The 16,786-nt window shown below is 65.1% G+C and carries 16 protein-coding genes; 4 read left to right on the top strand and 12 right to left on the bottom strand.

The window, feature by feature from the left end; all coding sequences use genetic code 11:
• The first annotated feature begins 9 nt into the window (after nt 1–9).
• Nucleotides 10–1,587 (top strand): gamma-glutamyltransferase, encoded by a 1,578-nt coding sequence (gene ggt, locus LRC39_RS11780; RefSeq protein WP_346297383.1) that lies wholly within the window; start codon nt 10–12, stop codon nt 1,585–1,587.
• A 376-nt stretch (nt 1,588–1,963) separates the two neighbouring features.
• Nucleotides 1,964–3,040, top strand: coding sequence for a thermonuclease family protein (locus LRC39_RS11785; protein WP_346297384.1), 1,077 nt, complete (start codon nt 1,964–1,966; stop codon nt 3,038–3,040).
• Nucleotides 3,041–3,078: 38 nt separating this feature from the next.
• Here the strand turns inward: LRC39_RS11785 and LRC39_RS11790 are convergent, their stop codons facing one another.
• The 6 genes from LRC39_RS11790 to LRC39_RS11815 are packed head-to-tail and all read right to left on the bottom strand — an operon-like array spanning nt 3,079 to nt 7,018.
• Nucleotides 3,079–5,181, bottom strand: coding sequence for a heavy metal translocating P-type ATPase (locus tag LRC39_RS11790; RefSeq protein WP_346297385.1), 2,103 nt, complete (start codon nt 5,179–5,181; stop codon nt 3,079–3,081).
• Nucleotides 5,178–5,516 carry a hypothetical protein gene (locus LRC39_RS11795; RefSeq protein WP_011157887.1) on the bottom strand — a complete coding sequence of 113 codons (339 nt, stop codon included), beginning with the start codon at nt 5,514–5,516 and terminating at the stop codon, nt 5,178–5,180. Before LRC39_RS11795 ends, LRC39_RS11790 begins: the two co-directional genes overlap by 4 nt.
• Nucleotides 5,509–5,850 (bottom strand): hypothetical protein, encoded by a 342-nt coding sequence (locus tag LRC39_RS11800; RefSeq protein WP_346297386.1) that lies wholly within the window; start codon nt 5,848–5,850, stop codon nt 5,509–5,511. Before LRC39_RS11800 ends, LRC39_RS11795 begins: the two co-directional genes overlap by 8 nt.
• The gene (locus tag LRC39_RS11805; RefSeq protein WP_346297387.1) at nt 5,837–6,160 is read right to left on the bottom strand and encodes a hypothetical protein; all 324 of its coding nucleotides are present in this window, start codon (nt 6,158–6,160) and stop codon (nt 5,837–5,839) included. The genes LRC39_RS11800 and LRC39_RS11805 overlap by 14 nt, the downstream gene beginning before the upstream one ends.
• Nucleotides 6,161–6,177: 17 nt before the next feature.
• Nucleotides 6,178–6,510: an HMA2 domain-containing protein gene (locus LRC39_RS11810; RefSeq protein WP_107355432.1), complete on the bottom strand. Its 333-nt coding sequence runs from the start codon at nt 6,508–6,510 to the stop codon at nt 6,178–6,180.
• A 7-nt stretch (nt 6,511–6,517) separates the two neighbouring features.
• Nucleotides 6,518–7,018, bottom strand: coding sequence for a hypothetical protein (locus tag LRC39_RS11815; RefSeq protein WP_346297388.1), 501 nt, complete (start codon nt 7,016–7,018; stop codon nt 6,518–6,520).
• A 498-nt stretch (nt 7,019–7,516) separates the two neighbouring features.
• On the opposite strand from LRC39_RS11815, the gene irrA reads away from it, so the two are divergent.
• On the top strand, nt 7,517–8,008 hold the full coding sequence (gene irrA, locus LRC39_RS11820; RefSeq protein WP_107346569.1) for an iron response transcriptional regulator IrrA: 492 nt from the start codon (nt 7,517–7,519) through the stop codon (nt 8,006–8,008).
• Between the two features lie 125 nt (nt 8,009–8,133).
• Here irrA and LRC39_RS11825 read toward each other — a convergent pair whose 3' ends face one another.
• The 3 genes from LRC39_RS11825 to LRC39_RS11835 all read right to left on the bottom strand — a co-directional run bounded on the left by LRC39_RS11825 (nt 8,134) and on the right by LRC39_RS11835 (nt 12,612).
• A complete protein-coding gene (locus LRC39_RS11825) occupies nt 8,134–9,507 on the bottom strand; it encodes an FAD-dependent oxidoreductase (RefSeq protein WP_430624944.1) in 1,374 nt (457 codons plus the stop codon).
• 53 nt (nt 9,508–9,560) lie between these two features.
• Nucleotides 9,561–11,240, bottom strand: a complete 1,680-nt coding sequence (locus tag LRC39_RS11830) for a dihydroxy-acid dehydratase (RefSeq protein ID WP_346297390.1) — start codon at nt 11,238–11,240, stop codon at nt 9,561–9,563.
• A 64-nt stretch (nt 11,241–11,304) separates the two neighbouring features.
• Entirely contained in the window at nt 11,305–12,612 is a 1,308-nt protein-coding gene (locus LRC39_RS11835) for an MFS transporter (RefSeq protein WP_230759786.1), read from the bottom strand.
• A 402-nt stretch (nt 12,613–13,014) separates the two neighbouring features.
• Between LRC39_RS11835 and LRC39_RS11840 the strand changes: the two genes are divergently transcribed.
• On the top strand, nt 13,015–13,692 hold the full coding sequence (locus LRC39_RS11840) for a GntR family transcriptional regulator (RefSeq protein WP_164637029.1): 678 nt from the start codon (nt 13,015–13,017) through the stop codon (nt 13,690–13,692).
• Between the two features lie 38 nt (nt 13,693–13,730).
• Here the strand turns inward: LRC39_RS11840 and LRC39_RS11845 are convergent, their stop codons facing one another.
• The 3 genes from LRC39_RS11845 to LRC39_RS11855 all read right to left on the bottom strand — a co-directional run bounded on the left by LRC39_RS11845 (nt 13,731) and on the right by LRC39_RS11855 (nt 16,781).
• The gene (locus tag LRC39_RS11845; RefSeq protein ID WP_346297391.1) at nt 13,731–14,351 is read right to left on the bottom strand and encodes a dimethylsulfonioproprionate lyase family protein; all 621 of its coding nucleotides are present in this window, start codon (nt 14,349–14,351) and stop codon (nt 13,731–13,733) included.
• On the bottom strand, nt 14,352–15,362 hold the full coding sequence (locus tag LRC39_RS11850; protein ID WP_107344269.1) for a hypothetical protein: 1,011 nt from the start codon (nt 15,360–15,362) through the stop codon (nt 14,352–14,354).
• A 243-nt stretch (nt 15,363–15,605) separates the two neighbouring features.
• Nucleotides 15,606–16,781: a hypothetical protein gene (locus tag LRC39_RS11855; RefSeq protein WP_346297392.1), complete on the bottom strand. Its 1,176-nt coding sequence runs from the start codon at nt 16,779–16,781 to the stop codon at nt 15,606–15,608.
• Nucleotides 16,782–16,786 lie beyond the last annotated feature (5 nt).

Consider the following 16,786-nt stretch of genomic DNA (forward strand, 5'->3'; position numbering starts at 1 on the left):
GAACCAAGCATGCGCGATTTTCACAAGACCGGCCGCTCGCTCGCGGTCGCACAGAACGGCATGGCGGCGACGTCGCATCCGCGCGCGACCCTGGCAGCGATCGACATTCTGCGTCGCGGCGGCAATGCGATCGACGCCGCTGTGGCCGCGGTCGCGATCCAGGGCGTTGTCGAGCCGCAGATGACCGGCATCGGTGGTGATTGCTTCGCGCTGGTGTCGCTGGGCGGCGGCCGGCCGATCGCGCTGAACGGCTCCGGCCGCACTCCGGCCGGTACTGATGCGGAGAAGTATGCAGGCGGCGAGGCCCGGGACATTCCACCGACCTCGCCCGAGGCCGTCACCATTCCGGGCGCGATCGATGCGTGGTGTACGTTGATCGAACGCCACGGCAGCCTGCCGATGGCAGACGTGCTGGCGCCGGCGATCGAAGCCGCGGAGCAGGGCTTCTGCGTCACGCCGCGCGTCGCGTCCGACTGGCGCCGGTTTCGCGCGCGCGTCGAGATCGACCCGAACGCGGCGGCGCAGTTTCTGCCCGGCGGCCGCGTCCCTGAGATCGGCGATGTCCGCGCCCAACCGCGGCTCGGCGCGACGCTGCGCAAGATCGCGCGTGAGGGGCGGGCCGGGTTCTACGAGGGCGAAGTTGCCGAAGAGATGGTCGCGGTGTTGCGGAAGCTCGGCGGCGCGCACAGCATGGATGATTTCGCAGCGCATCGCTGCGAGCATGTGACGCCGATCTCGGCCGATTACCGCGGCTTCACAGTGATGGAATGTCCGCCGAACGGGCAGGGGCTTGCGGCGCTGATGATCCTGCGTGTGCTCGAAGGCTTCGACGTCGGCAAGCTGAACGACGCCGACCGGATTCATCTGCTCGCAGAGGCGACCAAGGCGGCTTATGCGACCCGTGATGCGTATTTCTGCGATCCGGCAATCACTCCGCTCGAGCCCGCGCGGTTCTTGTCGGACGCGGTGATTAGCAAGATCCGGCAAGCGATCAGCATGGATCGCGCCGGTGAGGCGCAGCCGTGGCTCGACACCGAACATCGCGACACCGTCTATGTCACCGTGGTCGACCGCGATCTCAACGCGGTGTCGCTGATCAACTCGATCTTCTCGCCGTTCGGCAGCGGCATCTACGCGCCGAATTCGGGCGTGCTGCTGCACAATCGCGGCTGGAGCTTCCGCGCCAAGCCCGGCCATCCCAACTCGCTCGCGCCCAGCAAGCGGCCGATGCACACGATCATTCCCGGCATGCTGATGCAGGGCGATCAGGCGGTGATGCCGTTCGGCGTGATGGGCGGCCACTATCAGGCAGCAGGGCACGCCAACTTCATCTCCAACGTGCTGGACTTCGGCCTCGACATCCAGGCTGCGGCCGAGCGCCCGCGCAGCTTCTGCTTCGACGGCGCGCTGTCGCTCGAGACCACGATCGGCCAGGACATCCACGACGAGATGCAGCGCCGCGGCCACACCGTGCGTTGGACCGAGGAAGCGATCGGCGGCTGCCAGGCGATCCGGATCGATCGTGCGCGCGGCGTCCTGCTCGGCGCTTCCGATCACCGCAAGGACGGCGTGGCACTCGGCTACTAAGACCGCCGGACGCGGAAAGCACGATGGATCGAGCCGGATGGCGCCGGCTCGATCCACTGGGCCGAAGGTTCGCGTTCTGCCAGCGCGCAGCAGTCCATCCATTCCGCGGTCGCCAGGTTTCGCGGCGGGATGCGCCTTATCCGCCAGGCGCTGAGCCCTTCATCTTCGACGATGTCCGCCCCGTCGAGCCGCCGGATAGGCCCAAAATCCCCTCGATCCAATTTTCGCCCAGAAGGGCGGCGAATTCTGCCCGGGCACTGGCGCGGGCAAGGCCGTTTTACGCCCGGCAGCAGAGGTGGCATGGCTCCTGATCGGGTGCCGCGGCTTCAATCGCCGGGCGCCTATGCTAAGCCGCGCCACCGGAGAATGGGTTGGAATGCGATTCTTCTCGAAAATGACGATCGGCATGGCGGCCGTAGCCACGATCGCGCTCGCCTCCAGTGGGGCGTATGCGCGGGGGTGGGACACCGTGCACCGCTTTGTGCATAAGACAGGCAAGTGCGGTGCGGGCAAAGAGGTCCTGGCGTCGCTGTATACGGTCGGTTCGCGGACGAGCAGCGGCGAACCGATGAAACATGACGGCTTGACCGCCGCCTCCCACGAATATCCGCTCGGCACCACCGTCGTGGTCACCAATCCGGCGAACGGCCGAAGCTGCAGCATTCGGGTCAACGACCGTGGACCCTACGGCAAGCCGCGCGATCTTGGCGTGAAGATCGACTTCACCCTCGGCTCAGCCCGGTGTCTCGGCATGCGGGGGACGCAGTATGTCTGTCTGCCCGGCGAGGAGCCGATCGAGATCGCCGGGATGGCGTTGGTGATCGACGGCAACACGGTCGAGATCAGCGGCACGAAAATTCGGCTGCAGGGGATCGACGCGCCGGAGACCGACCAACTGTGCGTCGACGAGAAGGGCACCGGCTGGACCTGCGGCCTTGCCGCACGCGATGAACTCGCCAAGCACTTCGGCGACAAGCCATGGACCTGCCAGGTCGCGGGTCATGACAAATACGGCAGGTCGCTCGGAAGCTGCGCGGTGAATGCGGAGAGCGTTGAAGAGTGGATGGTGCGCTACGGCTGGGCCGTCTCGCTCGTCCGCTCGGCAAGCACCTATGAGGCCTCCGAGGTCATCGCCCGGGACGCGCAATCCGGCCTGTGGTCTGGCGCGTTCATCATGCCGTCGGATTGGCGGAATCGAAACCAGAAGACCACCATCGTCGGGGCCGCCAACGTGCCGAACAGCGCCCTGGAAATTCTGCGCGGCGCAGCCTCAGCTGCCGAAGCGCCGTCGCCGGAATGCGCCATCAAAGGCACTATCGCCAAGGGCGGCCAATGCACTTACCAGCAGCCAGGCAGTCGTCTCTACGCGAAGCTGAAGATGGGCCCGGGCAAGCGCTGGTTCTGCAGCGTGAAGGAAGCCGAGGGGGCCGGTTGCCGGGCCGTCAAGAAGTGAGCCGTCCCTAACCGGTCGGGCTTTTATTGCTTGAAGGCTTAGCGGTCTCCAACTCGGGGGACTGCAACCCTCGGCAGGGTATTTCTGAGGGCGTTCAGCAGGATTCCGATCGTCGTGCCGTTGTGCAGGACGGCGGTGGTGATCGGTGCCAGCAAGCCCATTGCTGCGAGCCCGAGGATCGTGGTGTTGAGGCCGACCGTCAGTTTGTAGTTGCTGGCGATCCGCGCCATCGCGCGGTTGGCGAGTTCCTTGGCGTCGGCGACGCGGTCGACGCCGTCTTCGAGCAGGGCGATGTCGGCGGTGAGCCGTGCGATGTCGGCGCCCTTGTGCATGGCGATGCCGACATGGGCGCCGGCCAGCGCGGGCGCGTCGTTGATGCCGTCGCCGACGAACGCGATCTTGGCGCCCTTGGCATTCAGGTCGGCGATGATCGCGGCCTTGTCGGTCGGCAGCAGCTCGGCATGAAAGCCGTCGAGCCCGAGCTCCTGCGCCATTTCGGCGGCGCGGTCGCGGTGATCGCCGGTCAGCAGCAGAATGCGCTTGGCGCCGGCGCGGCGCAGCCGTGCGATGGTCGCGGCGCTGGTCGGGCGGACCGTGTCTTTCAGTCCGAGGACGCCGAGCAGACGGCCGCCGAAGCCGATGAACAGCAGCGTTTTGCCTTCGCGATATAGTCGATCGATTGGATCTCGATGCAGCGAGATATCGATGCCTTCGTCCTCTTCGACGAAATGGCGCGAGCCGACGACGATGCGCTCGCCGGCGATCACGCTGGCGACGCCGTGGGCCACAATGAACTCCACCTCCGCATGGTCGAAATGGTGGCCATGCCGGGCCTTGGCGGCGTTCACGACCGCGAGCGCGAGGGGATGGAAGTAGTGTTCTTCGACCGAGGCGGCCATGTAGATCAGGTCGTCGGCGCTGTAGGCGGAGTCGAAGGTGATCGAGTCCGTCACCTCCAAGGTGCCGCTGGTGAGCGTCCCGGTTTTGTCGAAGATGAAAGTGTCGGCTTGGGCGAGGCGTTCCAGCGCGCTCGCGCCCTTGACCAGAATGCCGATCCGGCCGGCGTGATACATCGCGGATTTGAACGCGACCGGTGTTGCCAGCTTCAGCGCGCAGGAATAGTCCGCCTGCAGCACCGAGGCGGCGGAGCGCCAGTCGCCGGTGAGCAGAACGGAGAAGCCGGCGAGCTTCAGGACGGTGGGGACGAGACGATCGGCGAGGCGAGCAGCCTCGATCTGTGCCTCGCTTTTCGCCGTCAGCGATTGCTCGACATAGTCGGCGATCCGCGCGGCGGCGGTCCTGCGGCCGACTTGCTCGGCATAGATCGTCAGGCGGCCATCCTCCAGCATGGTGCCGGACAGAACCTTGCAGCCGCGGCTCTTCACCACCGGCGCACTCTCGCCGGTCATCGCCGCCTCATTGACGGTGGCTTCGCCCGACAGAACGGTGCCGTCGACCGGAACCACCGCACCGGCGCCGACCACCACGGCATCACCGGCCGTCACTTCGCCGGCGGAGATCTGCAGTTCGACGCCGTCGCGCAGAACCCAGACGCCGTCGTCGGTCGGGCGCAGCAGATGCTTGAGCAGATCGTCGGAGCGGCGAGCGATGGAGTCTTCGATCGCTTCGCCGAGCGCCAGGATGAACGTCGTGGTGTTGGCGGCGACGAAGTCGGCGCGCGCCAGCGAGATCGACACTGCCATCGCCTCCAGCACGTGGCTGGTGACGCCATGGGTTCGAAGATCGGCCGCCGCGTGACGTAGCAGCGGAAGGGCGGCAGCGAGGCTGACCGGGAGGCGGGCCGGCATCGGCAGAGTGCTGGTCCCGAGCAGGACGGCGAGTGTCGCGGCGACGTCCGAACCGCCGTCGTCGTTTCGCGGATTTGTGCCTGCCTCCGATGCCCCAAGGCCGGCAATCGTCGCGACGATGGTGTCGGCGTCCGTGCGGGCCGGGTCGAAACACACGATCAGCGACGCGGCGCGCGGATTGACGCGCGCCGACGTCACGCCGTCGATCAGCCTTACGATGCCGGCGAGGAGAGCGGGTTCAGATGTCTTGGAGCGGCGCCGATAGCGCAGGCGGATGCGGCCGGGCAGGCGGTGAACGACCTCGACTGCCGACAGCCACCGGTTATCGGTCATACGGTGCCGCTCTGCTCGGCCTCGACTTCCGCACTGAGGTCGGCGAACTGTTCCTTCAGCTCGGCGACACTTCCCATCATATTGGCGTAGGCTTTGATCGCGCCCTTGAACAGTTTGCTGCGTAGCTCCTCTTCGGAAAGCACGTAGGCCGCGAGGCCGCCGATCAGCAGTCCGAGCAAAAACTGCTCGTTGCGGCCTTTGGGCAGCAGCCCGCCGAGATTGCCGAGCATTCCTTGCCGCTGGCGGTTGCCGGCGAGGGTGAGTTGTCCGGCGAGCAACTGCTCGATCTCGCGACGCTTCAGGCCCTTGCCGCGCTTTCCCTTCTTCTTAGCCAAGTCCAATCTCCTCGGAAGTTTCGGTCGCGGCCGGCAATTCGGTCGCCAAGAGAGTTTCCAGAGCCAGGGCGCCGAGCGCCCCGCCAGCGAGCGCGCTGAGTGCGCCGAAATAGTCCTGGTCGCGCATGCTTTCGGCGACGGCTGCGCCGGCCGCCAGCGCCACGCCGCCCTGCAACGCCTGGCGCAGCAGTTTGCGGCCATGAGGCTTGCCAGAGGTGCGGCTGTCCTGGATCGCGGCGAGCAGGCCCGCGGCGATCATGCCGCGAGTGAAGTTAGTCGCGATTTCCTCGGTAGCGAGCGGCGCCGTGCGCGCCTTCGCCTTACGCTTTTTCATTCGGGGCAGTCTCGTCGGCGGACGGGGCGGGTGCGGTCCCGGCTGCCGCCGCGTTCGGCGCAGCGTCTGTCGCTGCTTCGCTGCTATCCGCGGTGGTGGACAGTTTCGACCGAAGTGCGGCGCTGGATTTTTCGACGGCGCTGAGGCCGGAGACGGTCGCTTCGCGCAGTTCCTCGCCGGCCTTGTCCAATCCGCTGCGAGCCTTCTGGGCGAACGACTTGACGGCTTCCGGCGCTTTGGACTGCTTCAGCAGATGCACGCCGACGACGCCGACGAGAATGCCGGATGCAAATCGCAGAAGTGGGAGCATGATGAAATCCTTCCGAACTATGAGCCGGCCAGCAGGCCGTGCAGATTGTTGCGCAGCGTTTCGCCCTCCGGCGTCGCGTCGCCCGAGACGAAGTCGCGCCAGGCGGAGGGCGGGATTCCGGATGGGTCGTATTCGACCACGCAGGATCGGGCGAGCGGGTTCAGGCTGATCGAGCGGATGCCGTCCATCTTCGCCAGCGCTTTGCCGAACCGCTTCGCTTCGTCCGCCATCGCGATCAGCTCGCCGTCGAGCGGGACCTTCAGTTTGAGGCGGATGCGACCGGGCAGGTGGTGCGCAATCTCGAGATGATGCGTGAAGCGCAGAAGGCCTGCGGCGGAACGATCGGACACGGAGAACCTAACGGAATGTGCGGCGCCAATGCACCGCGAGGTGGGTGAGGGTCGCCGCGATGGCGACGATCCCCATCTGAGCATGGAGTTTGCGGCTGACGCCGAGGGCCGCCACGGTGCCGGCCATGCCAGCAAGCGCGCCGAGTTTGGCGACGCGATTGATCGTTGACCGGGTCTGCGCCCGGCGCCGCAGACGGTCAATCGGGTCGTCGGAGGTGGCTGTAGCCTCTACATCGGCGGTTGGTGATTCCGGTGGCCCGGCCGGCGCCATCGTCGCCCACACCGCTGCGACCTCGGCACGGATTCGCGCCTCCATCGCTGTGTCGGCCGGATCGTAGCGCAGCAGGAACGAGCCGACCGCTGGATCGCCATCGACCGCCACCAGCGTGCGCAGCTTATTGTCCAGCGCAGCATAACGGGAGCGATCTCGCAGCATGCGATGCCGCAACCGAATCCGCCCCGGCAGGACCGAGGCGAATGCAGAAGTGTGATCGTTCGGGCGGGTCATCGCCGCACCAGACCCTGCCGGCTGGCGTGCTTAATTGCGATGTGGCGCGGTAAGACGGCGTTCGGTGCGATTGATGGGAGGCGAGAGGGGCGCCCGCTCAGGCCTCGTGCGCAATCGGAGACGCAGGGGCCATCGAAGGCGAGATCGGATCGACAGCAGGCAGTCAAAGGCGCTCCTTCGCGTCACCCAAGGTGTAGAGTTTGCCAACCTCGACAGTCTGCAAAAGCGCCGATGAGGTTGAGTAGTGCGGTATCTTTGTAGTGAGTATGTTGCTTGTGACTATTAGTCTGGATCGTAAAAGTCGGCACTTTCCTTGATGCGCGTCAAATACGGAGGTGCCTCGGTCCAGTGCACGAATACAATTGGTACTGGGGTCCTCCGCTGGAGGCGGTTTGGCCCGATCATCGGCGAATGCGACCCGTTTCCAAGATTTGACTGCGGTCAATTCGCAAAAGCGAATTGTTCCGTATGGTGATCTTCAAAACGAGGATTCTCAGAGTGAATTTCAGACCCGACAGCCGTCGCTTTGACTCGGCCGACATCCGGCCGGTCGACATCAATCAGCTTGCCCCGGAGCCCGCGCGTCCCTGCGCGGTCGATCTGCTGCAAACGGTCGGCCTGCGCCCAACGGCTCAGCGCCTGGTTCTGACGCAGCTTCTGTTCGGCAGCGGCGACCGTCATGTCACCGCGGAAATGCTGTACGAGGAGGCGTCCGGCGCTTCGGTCCAGATCTCACTCGCGACGGTGTACAACACGCTCAATCACTTCGCTGAACTCGGCTTGGTGCGCCGTGTCAGCGTCGATGGCAGCAAGACCTATTTCGACACCAACATCAGCGACCACCATCACGTCTATCTGGAAAACCGGCACGAGCTGATCGACATTCCGGCCTCGCTCATTCAGCTCGGCGAGCTGCCTCAAATTCCTGAGGGCTACGAGGTCAGCCGGGTCGATCTGGTAGTGCGTCTCCGGCGGAAGGGGCGTGGCTAGGAGCGTCAGCGTCCTTTGCTTCGCCGGCCTAACTCAGCAATGGGCGTCGGGGTGTTGCAGGGGTCTTGAACTCGCCGGCAAGAAACGCGAGCACGAATGGCTTACGTTTCGATTTCACCGAATTATCAAAGAGCGCTGCCGGCTTTCTTCATCCGTTCGGCAATCGCAGCCGGCTCGAGCAGATGCAGCGGAGTGTCGCCCGAGATCGACAGGGCTGCTGCAACCCCGGCGGCATGGCCGTATTCGAAGCACTGAGCAGTGACGCGCGCGGAGGCGAGAGCTTCGTGTTCGGCCGACAGACAGCGGCCCGCAACGACGATGTTTTCGCCCGCCGCAGGGACGAGTGCTCCAAACGGGACATCGTAGTAGTCGTCGAGCAGCCAGTGCAGCTTCGGCTTGTCACCGGCGTGCAGCTCGATCGGCCAGGGGGAACGGCAGATCGAATCCGGCCGTTTGGTCCCCGCGACGACGTCCTCATTCGTCAACGTCTGAAGGCCCTCGATGGAGCGGGTCTGCCGAACGCCGCACTCCACGCCGGTATCGATGACGAAGCTGCGTTCACAGCCCTCGACGTGAGCCGCTAGAAACCTTGCGTACTCCCGAACCTGGCGGCGTCCGTCGATCTCAGCAACGGTCCAATCCTCTGGATTGATGACGTTGAGCATCGAGCCGTCACGCGCCGACAGCCGGGTCGCGTTGACGAGCAGTTCGCCGGGCTGCGTGGTCGGGAAGATCCAGATCTTCTTTCGGGGAAGATCGTAGTTCCTTCGATCGGCAGCTGTGAGCGCTTCCACGATCTCCGGCGGAGAGATCGTGTCTTCGCCCCAATGTGCGACGAAACGGTCGACATCGACGCCGCCGAGCCGGAAGAACATTGTCGGGTTCTGAATGCGGCCCTGATCGCCGAACCGCCACGGATGACCGGCGCGGGCCACGACAGCCGCATCTCCTGATGCGTCGATCGTGCGTTTGGCAAGGATGACCGAGCGGCCGGCATTGGATTCGATCACCACGCCGAGGTGGCGGTTGCCGTCCATGATCACCGCGACCACCACGGTGTGGAACAGTACCCTGACGCCCGAGAGGGTCAGCAGGGAGTCGGCAGTCTCACGCCATTTGAGAGGATCGTGGGTGACGACGAACGTCTTGCCGTACTTCTGCGGCGGGGTGACGCCGCCACGTCTGGCGAGCTCAGATCTGAATCGTTCGGAAAACCCGAAGACAACCTGCTTCGGCTTGCTCTGATCGCTGGCCAGAAACAGACCGCAGATCGTCCCCGATAGTCCTGCGACGGCTGCACCGCCGCAGAATCCGTAGCGCTCGACCAGGATGGTCGAGCAATTGGACTCTGCCGCAACGGTGGCCGCAGCTACGCCGGATGCGCCGCCGCCGACGACCAGAACATCGACCTCCGCAAGGCACGGAAGCGAGCTGGCCTCATCAAGGGAGATCCGGTGCCGGATTTCCCAAGCCGGAATGTTGACGCATGTGGAGTCCATCAAATTAACCTCGCTTATGACTAGCGGCTCGGGGCGCGGCTGCGGCTGCGCTATCAGCGACGGCTTCGATCGCCGAGCACGGCTCCCTTCGAGAGCGGCTGGACGAGCTGGGCGTATTGCGCGAGCCAGCCATATTCGGCCGGCAGCGTCCGCGGTTTCCATTCGGCTAGTCTGGTCGCGAGTTCCTGTTCGGTGATCATCAGCTCGATCGTTTCGGCGGTCAGGTCGATCGCGATACGGTCGCCGTCAGCCACAACGGCGAGCGGGCCGCCTTCGGCAGCCTCCGGCATGATCTGGCCAACGGTGATGCCGGAATTGAGACCCGACAACTCACCGTCGGTCAGAACCGCGACGCCGCTCGACAGGCCGGCGCCGACCAGCGCCGCCATGAACGAACACGCGAACACCGTGCCCGGGCCGCCCTTCGGGCCCATGTGCCGGAGGATGATCGCCTGTCCCTTTTGAATCGAGCCGTCGCTGAGGCCGGCGATCGCCTTGTCCTCGTCTTCGAAAACCTTCGCCACGCCCTCGAACCGCCGGACGGAGGTCGGCACGGCGGACAGCTTCACCACCGCGCCGTCCGGCGCGAGATTGCCGCGGATGATGATGAGCCCGGGCTCGTTGCGGAATGGGTTCGACAGCGGCCGGATCACGCGTTCGTCCGGCGCGGGCGCCTCGGCGAGATTTTCTCCGAGGGTCTTGCCGGTGACCGTCATCGTGGAGAGATCGAGTTTGCTGGCGAGCTGCTTCATCGCGCCTCGCACGCCACCTGCAGCGTCCAGCATCTCGATCCGGTGCGGACCGTTGGGACGCACTTGCGTGATCTGAACCGCGTCCTTCGACAGAGCCTCGTATTCTGCCACGACGTCCATTTCGATGCGGCTTTCGATGGCGATCGCCGTCAGATGCCGCACGGTGTTGACGGACAGCCCCAGCGCCTGCGCGATACGAATTCCGTTCTGGATCGACGCCTTGGTCAGGATCTGCCGCGGCCTCAGGTCTTGCTGGATGAGCCGCACGATGGCTTGGCCGACCTGCACCGCGTAGTCGGACAGCCGCTCGCTTCCAGCGCGGATCGGCGCATTGCCGGGCAGGGCCATGCCGAGCGCCTCAGCGAGGCAGTGCATGGAATTGGCGGTTGCGAGACCGGCGCAAACGCCGGGTCCCTTGATTGCGGCACACGACATGTCGGTCAGATCCTGCAAGCTGATCTGGCCGGACTTGTAGGTTCCGACGCCGTTGTAGAGATCTTCGATATCGACGTCTTTGCCGCCGCAATGGCCGCCGAGCTGATAGCCGCAGGCCAGGACGATCGACGGGATGTTCAAGCGACCAGCGGCCATCAACTGGCCGGGCGTGGTCTTGTCGCAGGAGGCGAGCAGAACCATGCCGTCCAATTCGGCGCCTTCGACCTGGACCTCGACGTCGTTCACGAGGAGATCGCGGGACGGCATCAGATAGCGCGCCTTGCGGCCTGCGGAGGTGACGAAATCAGACGGGGCAACGGTGCGGATTTCGAATGGGAGCCCGCCGGCGTCGCGGATCGCCTGCTGCACCTTCCGAGAGATCTCGTCCAAGTGCTGATAGCAGACCGAGAGCCCGCTGGATGAATTGACCACCGCGATCTTGGGCTTGTGGAAATCCTCCTCCTTGATGCCCATCGCCAGCCATTGCGCGCGACGCACGGCCCACCGGGTCGAACCCGGCTCGAAGTTGCTTCTGAGTTCGTTCATCGGCCAATCTCCAAAGATGCGGGAGCAATGAGCGTTCCGGCTCGGCGCCGGAACGCTCATTGAGTTATCCGAGTTTCTTGCTGACGGTTTCCGGCCCAAGCTTCAGGCCGATCAAAGTGATGATACCGAGCACCCACATGTAGGCGACGATCGGCCACCAATGATGGGCCCATGCGGCCAGCGCCGTCGCGATGAAGGGGGCGACGCCGCCGGCAAGCAACGAGCCGAGCTCTCGCGAGAAGGCGAAGCCTGAGAGCCGGAACTGGGTGTCGAACAGTTCAGCGTACCACGAAGCCTGCGGTGCGAGCATCGCCGGATACGCAATGCCGAGGCCGATGCCAAATCCCAGGATGATGGCGGCAGGGGCGCCGGTGTCGAGCAGCAGGAAGAACGGCACCAGCCACGCCATCGAAAGCAGCGCTCCCGCAATATACACCGTCTTGCGACCGAGCCGGTCGGACAGCACGCCGAAGAACGGGATGGTGGCGACCTGGACCATCGAGGCGATGATGACGGCCCACAGCGCGGTCGATCGTGGCTGCCCGAGCGTCGTGATCACATAGGAGACGCAGAACACCGGATAGAGATACGCAAAGCCGTTCTCTCCCATCCGCGTCAGCAGCACGATGACGAAGCTGCGCGGGTTGCGTTTGATCGACGTGAACAGGCCGATCTTCTGGGTCTTCGCCTGCTCGACGGCACGTTCATAGACCGGCGGCTCTTCGACACCGCGGCGAATGAAGTAACCGACCAGCACGCAAACGCCGCCGAACAGGAAGGGAATGCGCCAGCCCCACTGCAGGAACTGATCTTCGGGCATCGAGGCAATGACGGAGAAGAACACGGCGTTGGCGAGCAAGGTTGCCAGCGCAAAGCCCATCGGAGCCCAGGCGCCGGCGGCGCCGCGCTTGCCCTCCTGGGCGTGTTCGACGGACAGCACCACCGCGCCGGCGTACTCACCACCTGCGCCGAATCCCTGCAGCAGACGCAATCCGACAAGCAGGATCGGCGCCCAGATTCCAATTTGCGCGTAGGACGGCAGACAGCCCAGCAGGAAAGTGGCGGCGCCCATGATCACGAGCGTGAGCACGAGAACGCGCTTTCTGCCGTATCGGTCGCCGAGGTAGCCGAGGTACAGGCCGCCCAAGGGGCGGGCGAGGAAGCCGACCGCGTAGGTCGCAAACACGGCGAGCGTTCCGACGTACGGGTCAGTCGAGGGGAAGAAGACCTTGTTCAGGACGACGGCGGCGGCCGTGCCGTAGATGATGAAGTCGTACCACTCCAGCACCGTGCCGATCAGAGCGGCCCAGGCCGCTCTGCGGGATTTCTGGTTTCCGCCGACCGCGCGTTGGTCCTGTAAAACCTCAGCCATGAATGTTTCCCCGTTTTCAACGAATTATAGCCTCATCGACCATTGATATATCGATGATATATGCTGATATATTACAAGTATGGCAGTAGAGTCCAGTGGCTTGAAGCGGACGGTCCGCGGTTTTGCGCACGCGTGAAAATTGGGATGGGGTGGGGGATGCGGTGGAACTGACAATGAGCGCGGGCCGAAACGGCCTTCCGACGAGAGGCCCGGTCCACCGTCCGCATCCATGAACGTGCCGGCGGTATGCGGACGATGTTCATCCGGTCAGCGATCTGGTGTCCGCCAATGATCGGCCCGGCGCCAGAGCGACTCCGCGAACGCAGTCCATCGGATGCCGAAGACGATGGCCGCGGTCTCAGGCCAAATTTAAGCGACAGATTTTTACCGGACAGCAGATAGATGCCCGAGCACACCAATAAGTCTGAGCAGGTTTACGACGTGATCGAGAGAATGATCACGTTTCAAGAATTGAAGCCTGGCCAAATGGTCAGCGAAGTGACGTTGATGGAGGCGACCGGTTTCGGCCGCACGCCTGTGCGCGAAGCGCTGCAGCGCCTCGCTTGGGAGCGGATGGTCGAGATTCATCCGCGAAAGGGAGCCTTCATTCCGTTGATCTCAGTTGAGGTCCAACTCAAGCTGCTCGAACTTCGCAGAGTCGTCGAAGAGTTTGCGGTGCGAACCTGCGTTCATCGCGCCACCTCCGTTCAGAAGCGGATGATGCTCGAATTGGCGCGGGAGTTTGACGAAGTCGCAAAGTCCGACGACATCGTTCTGTATGGTGATCTGCTGAAGCGGGTTCATCAGATCATCGTTGCGGCGGCGCAGAACGAATATCTGACCTCGAGCATGGCTCCGCTTCAGGGCCTGTCGCGACGGTTCTGGTTCGCCAACATTTCTGATCGCCCCACAGAGTTGATGGTGGCGTCCGAGAAGCACTCGGCGACGCTGAGAGCGATCAACCAGGGCGACGAGCAGGCCGCCGCCGCCGCATCGCTCGCGCTGAACGATTACCTCACCGACTTTGCGTACCGCACCCTCCGCGGAGCCGATGCCAGGATCGCTCTCAAACAGCGATGAACCTTGGCTGTTTTGGCGAAGATCCTTCCGGCTAGGTGTCACACCCACCGCGACGGGGTGTCGACGTCGCCGGTCCATGAGTAGATCGCCAGCAGCGGCTCGTCGTCGGCGCGCATGGCGTGGACGACGTCGCTGGCGTGCAGGATGGCATCGCCCGGCCGGCGCGGTGCGGTGTCGGTGGTGACGGTCCAGTGGGGATGGCCGACCACGATCCGATACAGCTCGACCGCGGGATGGCGGTGCGGCGGGTAGTAAGTTCGCGGGCCGATCAAGGTGAGACCGAAGCAGACCTCGCGGCTGACGATCGGCGCCAGCGGGCCGATCAGTTCGGCCCAGCCCATGGCGCCTTCGAGGCCGGGGGCATCGTCGCGCGGCGTATAGCCGTAACGCCACGGCAGCTGCTGCGCGATCGGGCGGAGGGCGGCTGCGACCTCCGGCGCTGTGGCTTCGGCAAGATCGAGCACTGCCGGCAGGTGCCGGGTCAGCGGATGATGCGTCGGCTGAAGCGCTGCAGCCTCCAGAGGGGCCGCGGCGAGCAGCGCCTCGACACGGCGGATCTCGGCCCTGGCCGCGTCATCGGCTCCGTTCGGATCGGCGAAGGAACGCCGCAGCGCTGCGACCAGCGATCGCAGCTGGCCAACTTCATCGGAGGCGGTCATTCAGCGAAGGCCCGATTGCAGCACCACGTAGGTGTGGCCGATCCGCAGACCGTTGCGATGCGCCTCCCACGCCGCCACCGCGCCGAGCTGTTCGCCGGCGAGGCTGGCCTCGATCGTCGCGGCATTGGCGCCGGCTTCGCCGGGATCGAGATCTGCGAACGCAGCCTCCAACGCATCCGCGGCATAGAACCGGAACGGGCCGAGGCCTTGGCGTTCCCAATTCGCGTAGGTGGAGATGACGTCGTCGGCGTCGGCCTGCACTTTCCAGCCATAGGTGAGGACGCGCGGCACCAACCCGGCGGCGCGCGACATCTGCGCCAGGATGTCGAGCGGCACCCGTGCGCCGACCGTCGACAGCACGACGCCATCCGGTGTCAGCGCGTCGCGCGCCTGCACCAGCGCGAGGTAGTGCATCGTCAGCAGCCAGTCGGTGATGAAGGCCGGGATGTCTTCGCTACGCGGCGCAAGGAAAGCGGCGCTGGTCTTGTCGGCTTCGATCTTGCGGCTGTCGTCGACCGGCAGATTGGGCAGGTTCTCGTAGATCACATCGAACTTCACGCCCGCGGAAGCGAGCGGGATGAGCAGATCGCCCGCGCCCGCGTGCAACGTGATGGCCGCGTCGGGGCGGACATTGCCGCGCACGTTGCGGGCCGCGGTGGCGACCACCTCGTCGAACAGGTCGGTGATGCCGACGATCTCGGCGCCGAGCAATTCGATCGCCGCCAGCGCATCGACGCCGGAGCCGGTGCCGATCGAGGCGAATGCGCGCGGCGGTGTGGCGCGGTTGCGCGCGAGCACCCGGAACGCCGGTGCGGCGACGCTCGCCACCCAGTCGCGCTTCAGGTCGTTCAGGTCGGGCAGATAAGCACGGTCGGCGAGTTCGATCTCGACCTCGTCCTTGATCCGCCGAAGGGGCGTCGTGCCGAGATACCGGCGGGCATCGAAGCGCAGCTTGGGCGCTGCTTCGGGAGCGGGGGCCGATGTTCGGCCGGTGTTCAGTGCCGTCGCCATATTGTCACTCGCAGTCGGATTGTGGATTCGGTGTCGATCGAATGACTCAGGCAAGGCGTCAATGCGCCACTGACGGTCGTCGATGATGGCACCACTCATACGTCAAGGTTGCCAGCAGGAGTTTTCCTTGTCGGCAGCGAAGCGAGAATGCCATTCGTCTCTGCGACGCGAGCATGGTTGATCATGTGCGTTCGCTGCAGGCTCGCGAGAAGGGGCCGAGGCCCGAGTCTCACCGATGCGAGGTCAATGGCACAGGCCGTAGCCGCCGGCGATGATCGCCTGGACCGGCGCAGCGCCGATCGCGATCGACGCCGTGCGCTGGCGCAGATGGGTGTCGATCACCGCGACCGTTCCCTGATCCTCGATCGGCAAGTAGAGCTTATCGCCGTCGGGTGTGACCACGCCGGTACCCGGCACGCCTTCGAGAGCGATCGAGCCTGCGGCATTGCGGCGCTCGAGGTCGAAGATCAGCAGCTTGCGCGCGGCAGGCGCCGGCACGAACGCCACCGTATCGAACCAGGCCGCATAGGCGGTCGATGCCGCGGCCGGCAGCGTGACGCCGCCCGGCTGCAGCGGCTCCGACGGCAGGATCGACAGCGTGCCCGCATGCTGATCGATCGCCAGCAACTGGATGCCGGTGCCGGTTGCGAACAGAACGGGATGGTCGGAGGTGGGCACGCTCGCCAGCACCTGCCGCGAGCGCAGATCGAGGTGCAGCACGCGGCGCGGAGTCTCGGCCGTCAACGCAAAGCCTTCGCGGCCGTTCGGCGCGCGCAGCAGCGCGTGCAGCGGTGGCCCCTCGACCGGCGGAACAGGCTGCGCGGCCGCGATGTCATACGTCGATAGACCGCCGACGCTCGCAGCTGCCACCAGCAGGGATGAACTATCGCCGGAGAAGATCGCCTCGCGGATCTCGCGCGGACCGTCGATCCGGCTGCGTTCGCGGCCGTCGGTGCTGTCGAGCAGCACGATTGTGCCGCGCGCATCGTCGAATGCCGCCAGCCGCTGGCCGTCGGGGCTGATCCGCAGCCGCGACGGGATAAATGGCAGCGGTACGTCGCGGCGGCTCTGCGCTGCCAGATCGACACTGACGAGACGTGGACTGCGCAAGTCGATCGCGGCCAGGCGGCCGCCGCGCTGGGAGATCTGCAGCTCGCGCGGTTCAAGACCAAGTTCAAGCGTACCGGTCACCGTGTCGGAATCGACATCGATCGCTTCGAGTGCGGCAATGCCGCGCCGCGCGACGAAGATCGTGCGCCGGTAGTCACGGTAAGCCTCGGCACGAGCAGGGGCGACGGCGAGCAGCGATGCCGCCCCGACCAGCGCTGTTCCCAAAAGACGCCGACGGGTGATGCCGGCACGGGAGCGTGCTCCGGTGGGCTTGGTTGGATCGTATGGCGGGTGGGAATTGAACGTCACGATGT

It is taken from the genome of Rhodopseudomonas sp. P1 (genome assembly GCF_039642825.1).
Taxonomy (GTDB): domain Bacteria; phylum Pseudomonadota; class Alphaproteobacteria; order Rhizobiales; family Xanthobacteraceae; genus Rhodopseudomonas; species Rhodopseudomonas palustris_H.

Excerpts from the sequence above, each read along its gene's own strand:
- LRC39_RS11825 (WP_430624944.1), bottom strand. The coding sequence starts at position 9,507 with ATGGACTCCACATGCGTCAACATTCCGGCTTGGGAAATCCGGCACCGG.
- LRC39_RS11840 (WP_164637029.1), top strand. The coding sequence starts at position 13,015 with ATGCCCGAGCACACCAATAAGTCTGAGCAGGTTTACGACGTGATCGAG.
- LRC39_RS11815 (WP_346297388.1), bottom strand. The coding sequence starts at position 7,018 with ATGACCCGCCCGAACGATCACACTTCTGCATTCGCCTCGGTCCTGCCG.
- LRC39_RS11785 (WP_346297384.1), top strand. The coding sequence starts at position 1,964 with ATGCGATTCTTCTCGAAAATGACGATCGGCATGGCGGCCGTAGCCACG.
- LRC39_RS11790 (WP_346297385.1), bottom strand. The coding sequence starts at position 5,181 with ATGACCGATAACCGGTGGCTGTCGGCAGTCGAGGTCGTTCACCGCCTG.
- LRC39_RS11805 (WP_346297387.1), bottom strand. The coding sequence starts at position 6,160 with ATGCTCCCACTTCTGCGATTTGCATCCGGCATTCTCGTCGGCGTCGTC.
- LRC39_RS11800 (WP_346297386.1), bottom strand. The coding sequence starts at position 5,850 with ATGAAAAAGCGTAAGGCGAAGGCGCGCACGGCGCCGCTCGCTACCGAG.
- LRC39_RS11845 (WP_346297391.1), bottom strand. The coding sequence starts at position 14,351 with ATGACCGCCTCCGATGAAGTTGGCCAGCTGCGATCGCTGGTCGCAGCG.
- LRC39_RS11830 (WP_346297390.1), bottom strand. The coding sequence starts at position 11,240 with ATGAACGAACTCAGAAGCAACTTCGAGCCGGGTTCGACCCGGTGGGCC.
- LRC39_RS11835 (WP_230759786.1), bottom strand. The coding sequence starts at position 12,612 with ATGGCTGAGGTTTTACAGGACCAACGCGCGGTCGGCGGAAACCAGAAA.
- ggt (WP_346297383.1), top strand. The coding sequence starts at position 10 with ATGCGCGATTTTCACAAGACCGGCCGCTCGCTCGCGGTCGCACAGAAC.
- LRC39_RS11850 (WP_107344269.1), bottom strand. The coding sequence starts at position 15,362 with ATGGCGACGGCACTGAACACCGGCCGAACATCGGCCCCCGCTCCCGAA.